This window comes from Streptomyces sp. Ru73 (assembly GCF_002920575.1).
In the GTDB taxonomy this organism is placed as follows: domain Bacteria; phylum Actinomycetota; class Actinomycetes; order Streptomycetales; family Streptomycetaceae; genus Streptomyces.
In genome coordinates, this window is record NZ_PQSQ01000091.1 from 14,033 (window position 1) to 31,157 (window position 17,125).

The following is a 17,125-nucleotide window of genomic DNA, read 5'->3' on the forward strand; positions in this document are numbered from 1 at the left end:
GCGAGGCTCAATGCTGGGCGCACCAGGCAGCCGTGCCCCTGCGGCAACAGCTGTCCCATCCCCTGTGTGAAGAGTGGTGGTCGGAGTGCGACGCCGGGTCCGGGCGAAGACCGAACGTGCGGCTGCCGCGGCAGCCGAACAGCTGCTGCGCGCGGGGCAGTTGCTGCGCAGACTCCCCACGACGGACGACCTGCGGGTGGTGTACCGGACCGATCAGTCCGTCAACGACGCGCCGTACCGCGAGCGCTGGGCGCACGACAAGGTGGTGCGGTCCACGCACGGGGTCAACTGCACCGGGTCGTGCTCCTGGAAGGTCTACGTCAAGGACGGCCTGATCACCTGGGAGACACAGCAGACCGACTACCCCTCGGTGGGCCCGGACCGGCCGGAGTACGAGCCGCGGGGCTGCCCCAGGGGCGCGTCGTTCTCCTGGTACACGTATTCGCCGACGCGGGTGCGCCACCCGATGGTGCGCGGTGTGCTGCTGGAGATGTACCGGGAGGCCAGGGACCGGCTGGGCGACCCCGTCGCGGCGTGGGCCGAGGTCACCTCCGATCCGGAGAGCAGGCGGCGGTACCAGTCGGCACGTGGCCACGGCGGCCTGGTGCGGCTCGGCTGGGACGAGGCGCTGGAGATCGCCGCTGCCGCGCACGTGCACACCATCGCCGAGTACGGCCCCGACCGGGTCGCCGGGTTCTCTCCGATCCCCGCGATGTCCATGGCGTCGCACGCGGTGGGCGCACGCTTCATGTCGCTGATCGGCGCGCCGATGATCTCGTTCTACGACTGGTACGCGGACCTGCCGGTCGCCTCCCCGCAGGTCTTCGGGGACCAGACGGACGTGCCGGAGTCCGGGGACTGGTGGGACGCGGCGTACCTGATGCTGTGGGGCTCGAACGTGCCGGTGACGCGTACGCCGGACGCGCACTGGATGGCGGAGGCACGGTACCGGGGCCAGAAGGTGGTGGTCGTCTCCCCCGACTACGCGGACGCGACGAAGTTCGCCGACGAGTGGCTGCACCCGCACCCCGGCACGGACGGCGCGCTGGCGATGGCCATGGGCCATGTCGTCCTCACGGAGTTCTTCGTCCGCCGGCAGGTGCCGTACTTCACCGACTACGTCAAGCAGTTCACCGATCTGCCGTTCCTGGTGGAGCTGGAGGAGCGCAGCCCGGGCCGGTACGTGCCGGGGAAGTTCGTGACCGCGGTGGACCTGGACCTCGCACTGGACAAGGCGCCGGAGGCGCGCCGGTGGATGCCGGTGCTGCTGGACTCCGTGACCGGTGAGCCGGTCGTGCCGGGCGGCACGATGGGCGACCGGTGGGACGAGAAGGGCGCCGGGCGGTGGAACCTGGACCTCGGTGACATCGATCCGCTGCTCTCCCTCCACGATGCCGGTGGCGGTGGCGGTGCGGTGGCCGAGGTGGTGCTGCCGCGGTTCGACGAGCCCGGTGGTACGGCCGTGCGCGGTGTGCCGGTGCGGGTGCTCGGGCCCGCACCGTCACCACCGTCTTCGACCTGCTGCTCGCGCAGTACGGGGTGGGCAGGCCCGGGCTCCCCGGCAACTGGCCGGAGGGGTACGAGGACGCGAGCGAGCCGTGCACGCCGGCCTGGCAGGAGACCGTCACCTCGGTGCCGGCGGCCACCGCGGTGCGGGTGGCGCGGGAGTTCGCGCGGACCGCGGAGCAGACCCACGGCCGCTCGATGATCGTCATGGGCGCCGGCACCAACCACTGGTTCCACTCCGACACCATCTACCGTGCGTTCCTCTCGCTGCTGGTCCTGACGGGTTGTCAGGGCGTCAACGGCGGCGGCTGGGCGCACTACGTGGGCCAGGAGAAGGTCCGCCCGTACGCCGGGTGGCAGCAGCTGTCCACCGCGGCCGACTGGGTGCGGCCCTCGCGGCAGATGGCCGGCACACCGTACTGGTACCTGCACACCGACCAGTGGCGGTACGAGTCCTACGGCGCCGACGCGCTGGCGTCACCGGCCGCGCGCGGCACCTTCGCCGGGAAGCACACCGCTGACCTGGTGGCCGAGTCGGTGCGCGCGGGCTGGATGCCGTCCTACCCGACCTTCGCCGCCAACCCGCTGGAGCTGGGGCGGCAGGCGCGCGAGAGCGGCCGGTCGCCCGAGTCCTGGGTGGCGGACCAACTGGCCGACGGCAGCCTGCGATTCGCCGGCGAGGATCCCGACGCGCCGCGCAACTGGCCGCGGGTGCTGACCGTGTGGCGGGCCAACCTCATCGGCTCCTCGGCCAAGGGCAACGAGTACTTCCTGCGGCACCTGCTGGGGAGCCGGGGCGGGGCGAGCGCGGCGGAGGCGCCGCCTGACGCGCGGCCGCGCAGTGTGACCTGGCGGGACCGGGCGCCGGAGGGCAAGCTCGACCTGCTGCTCGCGCTGGACTTCCGGATGACGTCGACGACGCTGTTCGCGGACCTCGTCCTGCCGGCTGCGACCTGGTACGAGAAGCACGACCTGTCCAGTACGGACATGCACCCCTACGTGCACGCCTTCACCCCGGCGATCATCCCGCCGTGGGAGGCGCGGACCGACTTCGACATCTTCCACGGCCTGGCCCGCAAGGTCTCCGCACTCGCCCGCGGGCGTCTGGACGTCGCCCATGACCTCGTGGCCACCGCACTGCAGCACGACACTCCCGACGAGACGGCCCAGCCGGGCGGCACCGCGCCGGACTGGTGGACCGCGGGCACCGCTCCCGAGCCCGGGCGCACCGCACCCCGGGTGACGCTGGTGCGGCGCGACTACACCGCGATCGGCGACAGGATCGCCGCGCTCGGGCCGCTGGCCGAGGAGCAGGGCATGACGGTCAAGGGCCTCACGGTGCATCCGGCGCCCGAGTCGGCGTGGCTCGCCGCGCGGTGCGGCGTGGCGGGCCAAGGGGCAGCTGAGGGACGGCCGTTGCTGGACACGGACGTGAAGCTGTGCGAGGCGGTCCTCGCACTGTCCGGGACCACCAACGGGCGCATCGCGGCCGAGGGCCTGGAGCGGCTCGCCGAGCGGGTGGGCCCGGAGGCCGGGCTGGCGGAGACGGCCGCTTCGGTCGCCGAGCGCCGGATCGTCTTCTCCGACACGCAGCAGCGCCCCGTGCAGGTCGGCACCAGCTTCGAGTGGTCGGGCAAGGAGGCACCCGACCGCCGCTACTCGCCCTTCACGCTCAACACCGAGAACGCCAAGCCGTGGCACACCCTCACCGGCCGCCAGCACTTCTACCTCGACCACGACTGGATGGCCGAACTCGGCGAGCAGCTGCCGGTGTACCGGCCGCCGCTGGACCTGGCGGCGCTCGGCGAGGGCGCGGCCGCGGGGGACGGCGCCGAGCGCACGGTGACGGTGCGTTACCTGACCCCGCACTCGAAGTGGTCGATCCACTCCGAGTACCAGGAGAACCTGCTGATGCAGACGCTCGGCCGGGGCGGTCCGGTGATCTGGATGAGCGTCGCCGACGCCGAGGCCATCGGCGTCGCGGACAACGACTGGATCGAGGCGGTCAACGCCAACGGCGTCGTCGTGGCCCGCGCGGTGGTCTCGCACCGGATGCCCGCCGGCACCGTGTTCATGTACCACGTCCAGGAGCGCCTGGTGAACGTGCCCAAGGCCGAGGCCACCGGCCGGCGCGGCGGCGTGCACAACGCCCTGACCAGGCTGCTCATCAAGCCCACCCACCTCATCGGTGGTTACGCGCAGCTCTCCTTCGCCGCCAACTACTACGGCCCCACCGGCAATCAGCGTGACGCGCTCACGGTGATCCGCCGCCGCAGCCAGAACGTGGAGTACTGACCATGTCCCGTGCCCGTCCGGCCACCCCGCGCGTCATGGCGCAGGTGGCCATGGTGATGAACCTCGACAAGTGCATCGGGTGTCACACCTGTTCGGTCACCTGCAAGCAGACCTGGACCAACCGCCAGGGCACCGAGTACGTGTGGTTCAACAACGTCGAGACCCGGCCGGGGCAGGGCTATCCGCGGGGTCACGAGGACCAGGAGAAGTGGAAGGGCGGCTGGGAGCTGCGCCGCGGACGCCCGGTGCCCCGCACCGGCGGCCGGGCCCGCCGGCTGGCCCGCCTCTTCGCCAACCCCGAACTGCCCTCGCTGGACGACTACTACCAGCCGTGGACGTACGAGTACGAGACACTGACGACCGCGCCGCTGGGCGACGACGTGCCCACGGCCGCGCCCCGCTCCCTCATCGACGGCCGCCCGGCCACTGTGACCTGGGGCCCCAACTGGGACGACGACCTGGGCGGCGGGCCCGACGTCCTCGCGGCCGACCCGGTGCTGCGCCGGATGAACGACACGGTGCGCCTGGAGTACGAGCAGGCGTTCATGTTCTACCTGCCGCGCATCTGCGAGCACTGCCTCAACCCGTCGTGCGTCGCGGTCTGCCCCTCCGGGGCGCTGTACAAGCGGATCGAGGACGGCATCGTGCTGGTGGACCAGGACCGCTGCCGCGGCTGGCGGATGTGCGTGTCCGGCTGCCCGTACAAGAAGGTGTACTTCAACCACCGGACCGGCAAGGCCGAGAAGTGCACGTTGTGCTACCCGCGCATCGAGGCGGGCGAGCCCACCGTGTGCTCCGAGACCTGCGTGGGCCGCCTGCGCTACCTCGGTGTGCTGCTCTACGACCCGGACAAGGCGGGCCGGGCCGCGGCCGTCCCGGATGAGAAGGACCTGTACGAGGCCCAGCTCGGCTGCTTCCTCGCCCCCGAGGACCCCGAAGTGATCCGGGCCGCCGAGGAGTCCGGCATCCCGCACGACTGGATCGAGGCCGCCCGCAAGTCCCCCGTCCGCGCGCTGATCAGCGAGTACCGCGTGGCGCTGCCACTGCACCCGGAGTACCGCACCCTGCCCATGGTCTGGTACGTCCCGCCGCTCTCCCCCGTCGTCGACGCGCTCACCGGCACCGGCCACGACGGCGAGGACCCCGCCAGCCTCTTCGGCGCCATCGACGCGCTGCGCATCCCGCTGGGCTACCTCGCGGAGCTGTTCACCGCGGGTGACCCGGCCCCCGTCGAGGCCGCGCTGTGCCGGCTGGCCGCGATGCGCGCCCACATGCGCCGCATCAACCTCGACGAGCCCCGGGACCCGGCCATCGCCCGTGCCGTCGGCATGGACGGCACCGGCATCGAGGCCATGTACCGGCTGCTGGCCCTGGCCAAGTACGAGGAGCGGTACGTCATCCCCACCAGCTACACCACGCCCGCTGCGGCCGGCGCCGCGTACGACGGGTGCAGCCTGGACGGCGAGGGCGGCCCCGGCATGATGCCGGACGGCCGCGCCGCCGCGGCCTTCCACGCGCCACCGGCCGCTGAGGACGGGGGCGGAGACGGCCTGCGGGGCCGGGTCAACCTGCTGAACTGGAACGGCGAGGGCCGCCCGGCCGGTCTCTTCCCGCGGCAGGGGGGCCGGCGATGACCCGGCCCGTCGTCCACCAGGCGGCGTCCCTGCTCCTGGCCTACCCGGACGACGACTGGCCGCAGCGGCTGGAGACCGTCCGGTCCGCCGTCGCCGCGCTGCCGGGCCCCGAGATCGGCCTGCTGCTGCGCTTCTGCCGGTCGGTGCGGGACGTGCCGGCCCTCACCCTGGCCGCGCGGTACGTCGCCACGTTCGACCGCAGCCGCCGCCGCTCGCTCTACCTGACGTACTACACCGACGGGGACACCCGCCGCCGCGGCGCCTCACTGGCCCGGCTCAAGGCCCGCTACCGCGCACACGGCTGGCAGCCGGCCGAGGACGAACTGCCCGACTTCCTGCCGCTGATGCTGGAGTTCGCGGCGCGCAACGCCGAGGACGGCACGGCCCTGCTCGTGGCGCACCGGCCCGCGATCGAGGTCCTGGGCTTCGCGCTGGAGGCCCACCGCAGTCCCTACACCGACATCGTCCGGGCCGTCTGCCGCACCCTGCCCGGCAACGCCCCCGCCAGCCGCGAGGAAGCCGTTTCCCTCGCGCGCACCGGACCGCCAGCCGAGACCGTCGGCCTGGACGCGTTCCCCTCCCCCACCTCTCCGCACCGCCTGGGAACACCGCAGTGACACACCTCGCCATCGCCCTGTGGGCCGCCCTCCCTTACCTCACGCTCGCGCTCTTCGTCGCGGGCAGCATCTGGCGCTACCACTACGACCGCTTCGGCTTCACCACCCGCTCCAGCCAGCTGCACGAACACCGGCTGCTGCGCCTCGGCGGTCCGCTGTTCCACTACGGGCTGCTCTTCGTCTTCGCCGGACACGTCGCCGGGCTGCTCGTGCCCGAGTCGCTGACCGACCGCCTGCACGTCAGCGAGCGCCTGTACCACGCCAACGCGCTGCTCCTCGGCGGCGCGGCCGGCGTCGCCACCGCCGCCGGGCTCGGCGTCCTCCTGTACCGGCGGCTGCGCGTCCGTGCGATCCGGGCCGCGACCAGCCGCAGCGACCGCGTCACCCTCCCGCTGCTCACCGTCGTACTGGCCGCCGGGCTGACGGCCACCGTCTCCTCGGCGGCCGCCGAGTCCTACGACTACCGGCTGGGCGTGTCCGTGTGGTTCCGCAGTCTGTTCACGCTCGATCCAGACGTCCTCGCGATGGCGCACGCGCCGCTCGTCTACCAGGTGCACGCGCTGCTGGCCATGGCCCTGTTCGCCGTCTGGCCGTTCAGCCGCCTGGTGCACGCCTTCACCGCGCCGCTCGGCTACCTCGTCCGCCCGTACGTCGTGTACCGCTCCCGCACCCCGGCCACCCCGTACCTGCACCCGTCGGCGCCGGGGCGGCCGGGCCGGAAGGGCCGCGCCCGCGCGATGCCGCCACGCTAGGCCGCGGGGCCCTTCCGGCTTCTCGCCCGCCGGTCCTTCCGTTACGGCTTCCCGCCCTGCCCCGGCGTACGGCGTGCGCGTCCTGCGCGGCCGCCCTTCCGGGCCACCGCCACCAGCTCCGCCGCCGGGCCCACCAGCCGGCGGCCCATCGGCCAGACCGCACGCAGCGCACGCGTGAGGTCCACGCCCTCGACCTCGACGACGACCAGCAGCCCGTCCGCGATGTCGCCGCGCACCGCCAGCTCGCTGAGCGCTGCGGGCCCGGTGCCGGCGATCACCGCGCCGCGTACGGCCGCCGTCGAGCCCAGCTCCAGCAGCGCGCGGGCGCGGCCCTGGCCGGCCAGGTGCAGTGCGCGGTCCAGGGTCTGGCGGGTGCCGGAGCCGCGCTCGCGCAGCACCAGCGGCGTACCGGCCAGCTCCGGCGCGGAGAGCGGCTGACGGCGGCGGGCCCAGGGGTGGCCGGGGTCGACCACGACGACCAGCCGGTCCTCGGCGACCTGCCGCGTCGACATCACCTGGGCCAGGTGCGGTCCCTCGACGAAGCCGACGTCGGCGTCACCGGACTCGACCAGCGCGGGGACGTGCTCGCTGTTGGTGACCTGGAGCCCTATGTACAGCTCGGGCCGGCGGCGGCGCAGCTCGCTGATCCAGGCAGGCAGCAGGTACTCGGCGATGGTCAGGCTGGCGGCCACCCGGAGTTCGGCCTCGCGCCGGTTGCGCAGCGCGTCGGAGCGGGCGAGCAGGCCGTCCACCTCGTCCAGTACCCGCCGCGCGTGGCCCGCGACGATCTGGCCCGAGGCGGTGAGCCGCGAGCCGCGGCGGGTGCGGTCGACCAGGACCAGTCCGAGCGCGCGTTCCAGGGTGGACAGGCGGCGGCTGGCCGACGGCTGGGCGATCCGGAGGCGTTCGGCGGCCCGGCCGAGGCTGCCCAGCTCGGCGACGAGGACGAGCAGCCGGAGCGACTCCAGGTCGGGGGTGCGGGAGGGCGCCGGCGCGGTGCCGGTCGTGGGGGCGGCCGGGGGCTCTGCGGGAGTCGGTGTCACAGCGCCAGCGTATGACTGAGTCATAGCGTTGCGCTATGACCTGGTGTGCGATCGGGGGCTACAGGGGAATCGCGCGGCCGCGGACAGTGAGGATCATGACTGATGAGACCGCCTCTCCGCCCGCACCCGGTGCCCCGACGCCGGCCGCCTCCGGCTCCGCGACCGCCGCGAAGGACCGGGCCGTGTCCGCGGCCGCGCCGGCCGGGAAGCCCGCCTCCACGCCGGCCGATGAGTCCGCGCCGGCCCGCGGGGTGCGCGGCGCCGTCCTCTCCCGCCTGCCGGGGCTCGCGCTCGCCGTCGGCATCGCGGCCGTGGCCACCGTGCTGGGCGGACTGGTGCCGGTGGTCGGCGGGCCGGTGACCGGGATCGTGCTGGGCGTGCTGGTGGCGGTGGCGGTGCGGCCGGGCGCCGTACTGCGGCCCGGCATCGCGTTCGCCGGCCGTGGCGTGCTGCAGGGCGCGGTCGTGGTGCTGGGCGCGCAGCTGTCGCTGGGCCAGGTCCTGAAGGTGGGGCTGGGGTCACTGCCGGTGATGGTCGTGACGCTGGCGGTCTGCCTGGCCGCCGCTTACTGGCTCGGGCGGCGCCTGGGCATCGTCCGTGACCTGCGGACGCTGATCGGTGTCGGCACCGGGATCTGCGGTGCCTCGGCGATCGCGGCGGTGACGCCGGTCATCGGCGCGGCGGAGGCATCGGTGGCCTACGCGGTCTCCACGATCTTCGTCTTCAACATCGCCGCCGTCCTGACCTTCCCCCTCGTCGGCCACCTGCTGGACATGGGCCAGCACGCCTTCGGACTGTTCGCCGGCACCGCGGTGAACGACATGTCCTCGGTGGTCGCGGCCGCGACGACGTACGGCGGTCCGGCGGCGAACTACGCGGTCGTGGTGAAGCTGGCCCGTACCCTGCTGATCATCCCGATCTGCCTGGGCCTGGCCGCGCTGGCCCGCCGTCGCGCGGTGAAGGCCGCGGGCGCCGCCGGGGCGCCCGGTACCGAGGTGCGCAGGGTCCGTGTCGCCCGGCTGATCCCGTGGTTCCTGGTGGGCTTCATCGTGCTGGCCGCGCTCAACACCGCGGGGCTCGTGCCGAGCGCCGCGCACCAGCCGCTCAGCACGCTGTCGGTCTTCCTCATCACCGTCGCGCTGTCCGCGATCGGGCTGTCCACCGAGCCGGCCAAGCTGCGGCGCGCGGGCCCGGCGCCGCTGCTGCTGGGCGGCCTGCTGTGGGTGGTGGTGTCCGCGACCAGCCTGGCCATGCAGTTCGCGTTCGGGCACCTGTGAACGGCACGGGCGAGCGCCGCGGCTGACCTGCCCGGGTCAGGGGCGCGCCGGCAGATGGGAGGGTGCGCCGCTGAGGGGGTCCGCGATCAGGCCCCCGACGCGGCGTACGTCGTCGAGGGGGTCGACGGCCAGTTCGTCGGCGGCCGCCGTGATGGCCCGGAGGGCGGGGACGAGGCCGGCCCGCTGGTCGGCGGGCAGCCGGTCGACCAGCCCGGCGACCTCGGCGCGGCGGTGTGCGAGGACCCGGCGGACGAGTTCCTGCCCGTCGTCGGTGAGGCGCACGATGACCTCGCGGCGGTTGGCGGGGTTGGGCTTACGGTCGATGAGCCCTTCGCCCTCGAGCCGTTCGATCATGCGGATGGCGGTGGACGGGTTGACTCCCAGTGTCGTGGCGACGGCGGCGGCCTTGACCGGGCCGCAGCTGTCCACGACGACCAGGGTCCGCAGCTGCGGGAGGGTCAGGCTGGGGGCGATGGCGGCCAGGGCCCGCGCGGAGATGGCGACGAGGAGCCGGGAGGCCGCCATGATGGCGACGGTGATCTCCTCGGCCTCGTGGTCCTGGGGTGACAGCCCTTCCTGGGCGGGGGGCTGCGGGTTCTCGGCGGCGCGTTCCATGTCCCTTTTCTACCGCGTCCGCTTCCGCGCGCCGGCCACTGGTCGGCTTGTCGGACTTGCCATCATTGCAGTCTGCAATAGTAGAGTGAAGGTGACACCCCAGAACGGCGCGGGCGCGACGGTTTCGGGGAAGGAAGTGAGGACATTGCAGGCAGGACCGAAGCACGAGGCGTATTCCTTCGTGTGTCTGCGCTGCGGGCACGCCTGGGAGGACGAGTACGAGATCCGGCATGCCACCGACCGTGACGGGCATGCACGTGTGACGTACCTCTGCAAGGGCTTCACCGTGCCGTCACCGCTGACGGCCGGCCGCTGCCGTACGTGCGGCGGCGAACGGATCCGCATCCTGCGGGCCGGGCGCGTGGCGTCCGCCCGCCCCTCCTTCGACTGACGCGGCACCGCGCGACGAAGCGCAGCGCTGCGCACCCCACCGGCCGCCGGTGCGGGCCCCGTTGTCCCGGGACCGGCACCGGCTCCCGTATGCCCTGACGGGGCCTCACCGGCCCCCGACGCTCCTCCGGCGCGACACCGCCGTGCGCCGGCCGCTCACCGTGCCCCGGTGCGGGCCCACCCGGCCCACCGCCGGCGCCGAGTACGTCCCCGTCCCCTTTTTTCTGCAACGGAGTACGCATGTCCCGGCCCCAACCTGCCCCACAGCAGGCCGCCCGGCCCCGACCGCCCCAGCAGGCCGGCCACGGCCTCGCCGCCAAGGTGGCGCACCTGGGAGACTTCCACGTCCCGCCGCGTGCCGTGGCGATCACCCTGCTCGCGATACCGGTCGGTGCCGCCGCCGCGCTGGTCGCCGTCGGACTGCTCAAGCTCATCGCCCTCTTCACCAACCTCGCCTTCCACGGCCGCCTCAGCATCGCGGACGCCACCCCGCACGGCACGCCGCACCGCTGGCTGCTGCTGGTGATGCCCATCGTCGGCGGCCTGGTCATCGGCCTGATGGCGCGCTACGGCTCGGAGAAGATCCGCGGCCACGGCATGCCCGAGGCCATCGAGTCGATCCTGGTCGGCGGCAGCCGGGTGCAACCCCGCGTCGCCGTGCTGAAGCCGACGTCGGCCGCGGTCTCCATCGGCACGGGCGGCCCGTTCGGCGCCGAGGGACCCATCATCATGACCGGCGGCGCGGTCGGCTCGATCCTCGCCCAGTTCCTGAAGGTGACCACCGACGAGCGCAAGGCGCTGCTGGTGGCCGGCTCGGCGGCCGGCATGGCGGCCACCTTCAACGCGCCGCTGGCCGCCATCCTGCTGGCCGTGGAACTGCTGCTCTTCGAGTGGCGCCCGCGTACGTACCTGCCCGTGGCCGTCGCCGCGGTGACGGCCACCCTGGTGCGCGGCCCGATCCTGGGCACCGCGCCGCTGTTCGGCGGCGCCCACGTCCCCGCGCACCTCGCGCCCTCCGCGTACGGGCTGTGCGTGGTGGCCGGGCTGGCCGCCGGGCTGCTGGCGCTCGGCGCCACAGCGCTCGTCTACTTCTCCGAGGACCTCTTCGCCAAGCTGCCGTTCCACTGGATGTGGTGGCCCGCGATCGGCGGCGCCATCATCGGCATCGGCGGCTGGTTCGAGCCGCACGCGCTCGGCGTCGGCTACGACGTCATCGACCAGCTGCTGACCGGCCGGGCCACGGTCGGCCTGGTCCTCGGCATCCTCGTCGTGAAGACCCTCATCTGGGGCCTCTCCCTCGGCTCCGGCACCTCCGGCGGCGTCCTCGCCCCCATGTTCATGATCGGCGGTGCGCTCGGCGCGGCCGAAGGGCTCGTCTTCCCGCACGTCTCCCCCGGCTTCTGGGCACTGGTCTCGCTCGCGGGCGTACTCGGCGGCGTCATGCGGTCGCCGCTGACGGGCATCGTGTTCTGCATCGAGCTCACCCACGAACTGAACGCCCTGATCCCCATGGTGATCACGGCATCGGCCGCTTACCTGCTCTCCGTCATCGTCCTCAAGCGGTCGGTGCTCACCGAGAAGCTGGCGCGCCGCGGGCTGCACCTGACGCGTGAGTACAGCGTCGACCCGCTCGAGACCCACCTCGTGCGCCAGCTGGAGACGCCGGTCACGGCCACCTTCCGCGCGGCCACGACGGCCGGCGAGGCCGCCGCCGCGCTCCGCTCCGACGCGCACGCCGACCCCCGCGAACAGCTCGCGGCCCAGCGGCTCTACCCGGTGCTCGACGAAGCGGACCGCCTGCTCGGCGTGGTCACCCGGCGCGAACTCGCCCACCGCGACGGCGCTGACGCCACGCCGCTGGGCGAGCTGGCCCGCCCAGCGGTCACCGCGCACGACGACGAGACCCTGCGCGCGCTGGCCAACCGCATGGCCCAGCACGACATCACCCGCATCCTCATCGTCAGCCGTGACGCACCGGCCCGGCCGGAGGGCATCGTCAGCCTGCGCCACCTGCTGCACGCCCGCCGCATCGACGTGCACGAGGAGCAGCACGCCCAGCGTCACCTCGGCATCCGCCGCACCACCGCCGCCTCTCCGGCCCCCGCTCCCGAGGCGGCCGAGGAGGCCCTGGCGGCCGTCCCGGCACAGCAGGCGAGCAGCGGCAGCACGGCCCTGTCGGAAACACACTGACCACCGGCAAGGCCCCAACTCACGTACCGCGGCTGCCCGTCGGACCCGTCACGCCGGGCTCGGCGGGCAGCCGCGACCGCGTTGCGCCCGGCCCGTGCCTTTCCCGCATACGCCCGGCGTCGCCGCACCGGGTCGGCCGGACGGCTGAGCCTGTTCCGCGGAGCCCCGCCGGGACCGCCGCCGCGCCTACACTGCGGCACGGATCCCGTACCGAGTCCGCGAGAGACCGCCCGCGCAGCCGGGCGCACCCCGACCGCCCCGGCCCACGGAGGGCCGGAGGCCGGGGTGCCGGAGGGAGTGGCTTGGATGCAGATCGTCGTGGACCTCACCCGCTGCCAGGCGTACGCGCAGTGTGTGTTCCTCGCGCCGGAGGTGTTCCGGCTGCCCTCGGAGGAGGCGCTGCTGTACCGCCCGCACGTCCCCGACGACCAGGCGGAACGCGTGCGCCAGGCCGCCGCCGCCTGCCCGGTGCAGGCGATCCTCATGGGCGAGGCGGTGCACGCCGGTGGCCGCTGACCTGTGGGAGGGCCGGATCGTCGTCGTCGGCGCTTCGCTGGCCGGGCTGCGGGCCGCCGAGACGCTGCGCGAGAAGGGCTTCGCCGGCCCGCTGACCGTGGTGGGCGAGGAGCCGTGCCCGCCGTACGACCGGCCCCCGTTGTCCAAGCAGGTGCTGCTCGGCCGGGTACCGGCGGACAGCACCGGGCTGCCGGTGCGCCGCGACCCGGAAGCCGAGTGGCGGCTCGGGGTGCGTGCCACCGGGCTCGACCCGGTCGGCAAGCGCGTGCTGCTGGCCGACGGCCGGTCACTGCCGTACGACCGGCTGCTCATCGCCACCGGGACGCGGGCGCGGCCCTGGCCTCACCCCGAACAGGCGGCGCTGGACGGGGTGTTCGCGCTGCGCACCCGCGAGGACGCCGCGCGCCTGTCGGAGCGGCTGGCCGCCGGGCCGCGCCGGGTGCTGGTGATCGGCGGCGGCTTCACCGGCTCGGAGATCGCCTCGGCCTGCCGGGAGCGCGGCATCGAGGTGACGGTCGCCGAACGCGGCCCCGGACCGCTGGTGGGCGCGCTCGGCGGCACGCTGTCGAAGCTCGCGGCCGGGCTGCAGCGGGCGCACGGCGTCGACCTGCGCTGCGGGGTGACGGTCACCGCGCTGCGCGGGGACGGCGACGGCCGGTTCGCCGGCGCGGACTTCTCCGACGGCAGCCGGATCGCGGCGGACCTGTGCGTCGTCGCCCTGGGCGCCGTACGCAACGTCGAGTGGCTGGCGGACTCCGGGCTGGCCGCGGGCCCGCACGGAATCGCCTGTGACGCGGGGTGCCGCGCCTTCACCCAGTACGGCATCGTCACCGACGACGTCTTCGTGGCCGGAGACGTCTCCCGCTTCCCGCACCCCCTCTTCGACTACCAGCTGCTCTCCCTGGAGCACTGGGGCAACGCGGTCGCGCAGGCGGAGGTGGCCGCGCACAACATGGTGAACCCGGGGCCGCTCCGCCGTCCGCACCTCGGCGTTCCGGTCTTCTGGTCGAGCCAGTTCGGGCTCAACATCAAGTCGGTGGGCGTGCCCACCTTCTCCGACCAGGTGGTCGTCGCGCAGGGGTCGCTCGCCGAACGCCGGCTGGTCGCGGTCTACGGCTACCGGGGGCGCGTCACCGCCGCGGTCACCGTGAACATGGCCAAGTGGCTGGAGCACTACCGGGGCCTGATCGAGACGGCGGCGCCGTTCCCGCCGGCGCCGGGCGCGGCCGACGGCCACCCCCTGATCACCGAACTCCCGGTCCCCTCCGACGTACCCGACCCCAGGGGCCTCTCGCACGGTCCCACCGTCGCGCTCACCGGCCATCTGCCGGACCGCCGGCTCATCCTGGTGCGGCCCGGCGGCTGACCTCCCGTCCCTCCTGTCCCGAGGAGCCCGCGCATGGCTGTCGACACCCTCCTGGAGCGGATCACCGACTACGCCAACCGCCCCGATCCGTACCCGCTGTACGCGGAGCTCCGCGCGGCGGGCGTGGCGCGGCAGGCGGACGGCAGCTACCTGGTCGGCGGGTACTACGACATCGTCGCGCTGTTCCACGACCCGCGGCTCAGCTCCGACCGCCGCAACCGGGCGGCACCGTACCTCGGCCTGCCGGTGGAGGAGGAGCTGCTGGTCCCGTTCATCCGGCTCGACGACCCCGAGCACCACCGGCTGCGCGCCCTGGCCATGCGGCCGTTCGGGCCACCGCACTCCCCGGCCAGGGTCGACGCGATGCGCGAGGAGATCGCGCTGGTGACGGGGGAACTGGCCGAGGGGCTCCGGGGCCGTACGCGCATCGACCTCGTGGACGACTTCGCGTACCCGCTGCCGGTCACGGTGATCTGCCGGCTGCTCGGCGTCCCGCGCGGGGACGAGCCGGTGTTCCGGGAGTGGTCAGCGGCGATCATCGAGGCCGCCGACATCAGGCCGGGCGAGTCCGCCGGCAAACGGGAGCGGGCCGGCGTCCAGGCCCGTACGGAGATGGGCCGCTACCTGGTGGACCTGGCCGAGCGGCGCCGGGACCGGCCGAGCGACGACATGCTGTCCGCCTTCGTCAACGACCCCGGACCGGAACGGCCGCTCACCCGCGAGGAGCTGGCCGCCACCGCCGTCCTGCTGCTCGTCGCGGGCCACGAGACGACGGTCAACCTGATCACCAACGGTGTGCTCACCCTGCTCCGCCATCCCGACCAGCTGGAGCGGCTGCGCCATGATCCCGGGCTGCTGCCGGGCGCCGTGGAGGAGCTGCTGCGGTACGAGCCGCCGGTGCACCTGCTGCAGCGGGTGCCGCTCGCCCATATCGACGTCGGCGGCACGACCATCCCCAAGGGCGTGCCCGTCGTGCTCGTGCCGGCCTCGGGCAGCCGGGACCCCGTGCGGTTCCGGGACCCCGACCGGTTCGACCCCGCGCGCACGGACAACCAGCACCTCGGCTTCGGCAGCGGCGTCCACTTCTGCTACGGCGCGCCGCTGGCCCGGATCGAGGCACAGACGGCACTGGCCGCGCTCCTCCCGCTGCTCGGCACCGCGACCCTGCTGGAGGACCCGCCGCCCTACCGCCACAGCGCCCTCCTGCGCGGCCCCCGCCATCTGCCGCTCGAACTGTCGCCGTGAGGCGTTCGCCCCCCTTGCGGCGGGGGCGAAGGCGTGGCGTGCCTCGGGCATCACCCGTCAGGGCGTGTCGACTTGGACATTCGTCGACTTTGCCCGTGCCCTGACGGTCACGCCGACCTCGATGTCCAGTTCCTCGACCGATTCCCGTGTCACCAGGGAGACCAGCCGGTGCGGGCCGGCCTGGATCTCGACCTGGGCGATCACGTCGTCCATGGTCACCGCGGTGACGATGCCGACGAAGGAGTTCCGCACGGACGTGGCCGCGGTGTCCTCCGGCTGCGCCCCCGTGGCCCGCTCGCGTGCGAAGGCCGCGAGGCCCGCGCCGTCGATGACCCGGTTCCCCGCGCCGTCCCGGTCCATGGGCAGCCGGCCGCCGTCCGCCCAGCGCCGGACGGTCTCGGAGCTCACTCCGAGCAGCTCCGCTGCTTGTCCAATGCTGTACGACGGCACAGCCGCACTCTAGTACCGCGGGGCCGGGCCGCCCGTGCCCGGCCCGCGGCCCCGTCACTTGTTCAGGCGGGTGGGCCCGGCCTGGCCGACCGGGGTGTGTCCGCTCCCGTCGTCCTCCGGGTCCGTCCCGGTGCCGCCCTCGGCGGCGGGCACGGGGTCCACCTGGACGGGCTGCGCCCTGCGGCTGACGAACAGCGAGGCGGCGAAGGCGAGTACGCCGATGACGCCCGCGACCATGAACGCCGTACGCAGCCCGCCGGCGTCGGGCGCGCCCGACGGGTCGGAGGTGCCCAGCGAGGCGACGGTGACGAAGACGGCGGTGCCGAAGGCGCCCGCGACCTGCTGGAGGGTGGAGAGGATCGCGCTGCCGTGGGAGTAGAGGTGACCGGGCAGCGCGCCCAGCGACTCGGTCATCAGCGGCGTCATCATCAGCCCGAGCCCGGCCATCAGCAGGATGTGGATGGCGATGACAGCGGCGAGCGGCGAGTGGGCGCCGAGCAGGGTGAACAGCCACAGCGAGACGGCCAGGGCCAGCGCACCCGGTATGACCAGGGGGCGGGCGCCGAAGCGGTCGAACAGCCGGCCCACCGGACGGCCCAGCAGGCCGAGCAGGAGGCCGCCGGGCAGGACGGCCAGGCCGCTGACGAAGGTGTTGGTGCCCAGGACCGTCTGGAGGTACAGCGGCAGCATGATCGAGCCGACGCCCAGCAGGCACATGAAGAGCAGGGCCGACAGGACCAGGGCGACGCTGAAGGCACGGGTCCGGAACGGGCGCAGGTCGAGCAGGGCACGGTCCGAGCGCTGCAGGCGGAGCTGGCGGGCGACGAACACGCCGAGCGCCACCAGGCCGACCACGATCGGGACCCACGGCGCCACCGCGTGCTCCTGGCCGCCGGACTCGCCGACGGACGCCAGGCCGTAGAGGACGCCGCCGAAGCCGACGGCGGACAGCAGGACCGAGAGCACGTCCAGCGGCACCTGCCGCGTCTCACTGTCCAGGCGCATCCAGACGGCGCCGCTGATCAGCGCGGCGACGGCGAGCGGCAGCACGATCCAGAACATCCAGCGCCAGCCCAGGGAGGCGAGCACCGCGCCGCCCACGGTCGGTCCCACGGCGGGCGCGACCGCGATGACGATGCTGATGGTGCCCATCGTCGCGCCGCGCTTCTCCGGCGGCACGAGGCGCATGACCGAGGTCATCAGCAGCGGCAGCATGACGGCCGTACCGC

General features: G+C 73.8%; 13 protein-coding genes and 1 pseudogene. 10 read left to right on the top strand and 4 right to left on the bottom strand.

From position 1 onward, the window contains the following. Window positions 1–85 precede the first annotated feature (85 nt). The 4 genes and pseudogenes from C3486_RS29235 to narI all read left to right on the top strand — a co-directional run bounded on the left by C3486_RS29235 (window position 86) and on the right by narI (window position 6,804). Window positions 86–3,801, top strand: a pseudogene (locus C3486_RS29235) (nitrate reductase subunit alpha). A 2-nt stretch (window positions 3,802–3,803) separates the two neighbouring features. Next, window positions 3,804–5,435, top strand: coding sequence for a nitrate reductase subunit beta (narH, locus tag C3486_RS29240; RefSeq protein WP_181138742.1), 1,632 nt, complete (start codon window positions 3,804–3,806; stop codon window positions 5,433–5,435). Beyond that, complete coding sequence (gene narJ, locus C3486_RS29245) at window positions 5,432–6,052, top strand: nitrate reductase molybdenum cofactor assembly chaperone (protein ID WP_103835788.1); 621 nt, start codon at window positions 5,432–5,434, stop codon at window positions 6,050–6,052. Before narH ends, narJ begins: the two co-directional genes overlap by 4 nt. Continuing rightward, window positions 6,049–6,804 carry a respiratory nitrate reductase subunit gamma gene (gene narI / locus C3486_RS29250; RefSeq protein ID WP_103835789.1) on the top strand — a complete coding sequence of 252 codons (756 nt, stop codon included), beginning with the start codon at window positions 6,049–6,051 and terminating at the stop codon, window positions 6,802–6,804. Before narJ ends, narI begins: the two co-directional genes overlap by 4 nt. Before the next feature lie 41 nt (window positions 6,805–6,845). Here narI and C3486_RS29255 read toward each other — a convergent pair whose 3' ends face one another. Beyond that, on the bottom strand, window positions 6,846–7,871 hold the full coding sequence (locus C3486_RS29255; protein WP_103835790.1) for a LysR substrate-binding domain-containing protein: 1,026 nt from the start codon (window positions 7,869–7,871) through the stop codon (window positions 6,846–6,848). A 71-nt stretch (window positions 7,872–7,942) separates the two neighbouring features. Here C3486_RS29255 and C3486_RS29260 point away from each other — a divergent pair, with 71 nt between their 5' ends. Continuing rightward, window positions 7,943–9,124 (top strand): YeiH family protein, encoded by a 1,182-nt coding sequence (locus tag C3486_RS29260; RefSeq protein WP_103835791.1) that lies wholly within the window; start codon window positions 7,943–7,945, stop codon window positions 9,122–9,124. Between the two features lie 36 nt (window positions 9,125–9,160). Here the strand turns inward: C3486_RS29260 and C3486_RS29265 are convergent, their stop codons facing one another. Next, on the bottom strand, window positions 9,161–9,739 hold the full coding sequence (locus C3486_RS29265; protein WP_103835792.1) for a MarR family winged helix-turn-helix transcriptional regulator: 579 nt from the start codon (window positions 9,737–9,739) through the stop codon (window positions 9,161–9,163). Window positions 9,740–9,884: 145 nt separating this feature from the next. Here C3486_RS29265 and C3486_RS29270 point away from each other — a divergent pair, with 145 nt between their 5' ends. The 5 genes from C3486_RS29270 to C3486_RS29290 all read left to right on the top strand — a co-directional run bounded on the left by C3486_RS29270 (window position 9,885) and on the right by C3486_RS29290 (window position 15,446). Continuing rightward, window positions 9,885–10,130: a hypothetical protein gene (locus tag C3486_RS29270; protein ID WP_103835793.1), complete on the top strand. Its 246-nt coding sequence runs from the start codon at window positions 9,885–9,887 to the stop codon at window positions 10,128–10,130. A gap of 239 nt (window positions 10,131–10,369) precedes the next feature. Beyond that, the gene (locus C3486_RS29275) at window positions 10,370–12,319 is read left to right on the top strand and encodes a chloride channel protein (protein ID WP_103835794.1); all 1,950 of its coding nucleotides are present in this window, start codon (window positions 10,370–10,372) and stop codon (window positions 12,317–12,319) included. 306 nt (window positions 12,320–12,625) lie between these two features. Then, complete coding sequence (locus C3486_RS29280) at window positions 12,626–12,835, top strand: ferredoxin (protein WP_103835795.1); 210 nt, start codon at window positions 12,626–12,628, stop codon at window positions 12,833–12,835. Continuing rightward, window positions 12,825–14,201, top strand: a complete 1,377-nt coding sequence (locus tag C3486_RS29285) for an NAD(P)/FAD-dependent oxidoreductase (RefSeq protein WP_103835796.1) — start codon at window positions 12,825–12,827, stop codon at window positions 14,199–14,201. The genes C3486_RS29280 and C3486_RS29285 overlap by 11 nt, the downstream gene beginning before the upstream one ends. A gap of 33 nt (window positions 14,202–14,234) precedes the next feature. Beyond that, window positions 14,235–15,446, top strand: a complete 1,212-nt coding sequence (locus tag C3486_RS29290) for a cytochrome P450 (RefSeq protein ID WP_103835797.1) — start codon at window positions 14,235–14,237, stop codon at window positions 15,444–15,446. Window positions 15,447–15,503: 57 nt separating this feature from the next. On the opposite strand, the gene C3486_RS29295 is transcribed toward C3486_RS29290, so the two are convergent. Both C3486_RS29295 and C3486_RS29300 read right to left on the bottom strand, forming a co-directional pair. Then, window positions 15,504–15,896, bottom strand: coding sequence for a molybdopterin-binding protein (locus C3486_RS29295; RefSeq protein WP_103835798.1), 393 nt, complete (start codon window positions 15,894–15,896; stop codon window positions 15,504–15,506). A gap of 54 nt (window positions 15,897–15,950) precedes the next feature. After that, window positions 15,951–17,125 (bottom strand): MFS transporter (locus tag C3486_RS29300; protein ID WP_103835801.1); only part of this gene is annotated, 1,175 nt, incomplete at its 5' end.

Coding starts and splice junctions, on each gene's coding strand:
- C3486_RS29280 (WP_103835795.1), top strand. CDS start 12,626: ATGCAGATCGTCGTGGACCTCACCCGCTGCCAGGCGTACGCGCAGTGT.
- narH (WP_181138742.1), top strand. CDS start 3,804: ATGTCCCGTGCCCGTCCGGCCACCCCGCGCGTCATGGCGCAGGTGGCC.
- narJ (WP_103835788.1), top strand. CDS start 5,432: ATGACCCGGCCCGTCGTCCACCAGGCGGCGTCCCTGCTCCTGGCCTAC.
- C3486_RS29255 (WP_103835790.1), bottom strand. CDS start 7,871: ATGACTCAGTCATACGCTGGCGCTGTGACACCGACTCCCGCAGAGCCC.
- C3486_RS29275 (WP_103835794.1), top strand. CDS start 10,370: ATGTCCCGGCCCCAACCTGCCCCACAGCAGGCCGCCCGGCCCCGACCG.
- C3486_RS29290 (WP_103835797.1), top strand. CDS start 14,235: ATGGCTGTCGACACCCTCCTGGAGCGGATCACCGACTACGCCAACCGC.
- C3486_RS29260 (WP_103835791.1), top strand. CDS start 7,943: ATGACTGATGAGACCGCCTCTCCGCCCGCACCCGGTGCCCCGACGCCG.
- C3486_RS29265 (WP_103835792.1), bottom strand. CDS start 9,739: ATGGAACGCGCCGCCGAGAACCCGCAGCCCCCCGCCCAGGAAGGGCTG.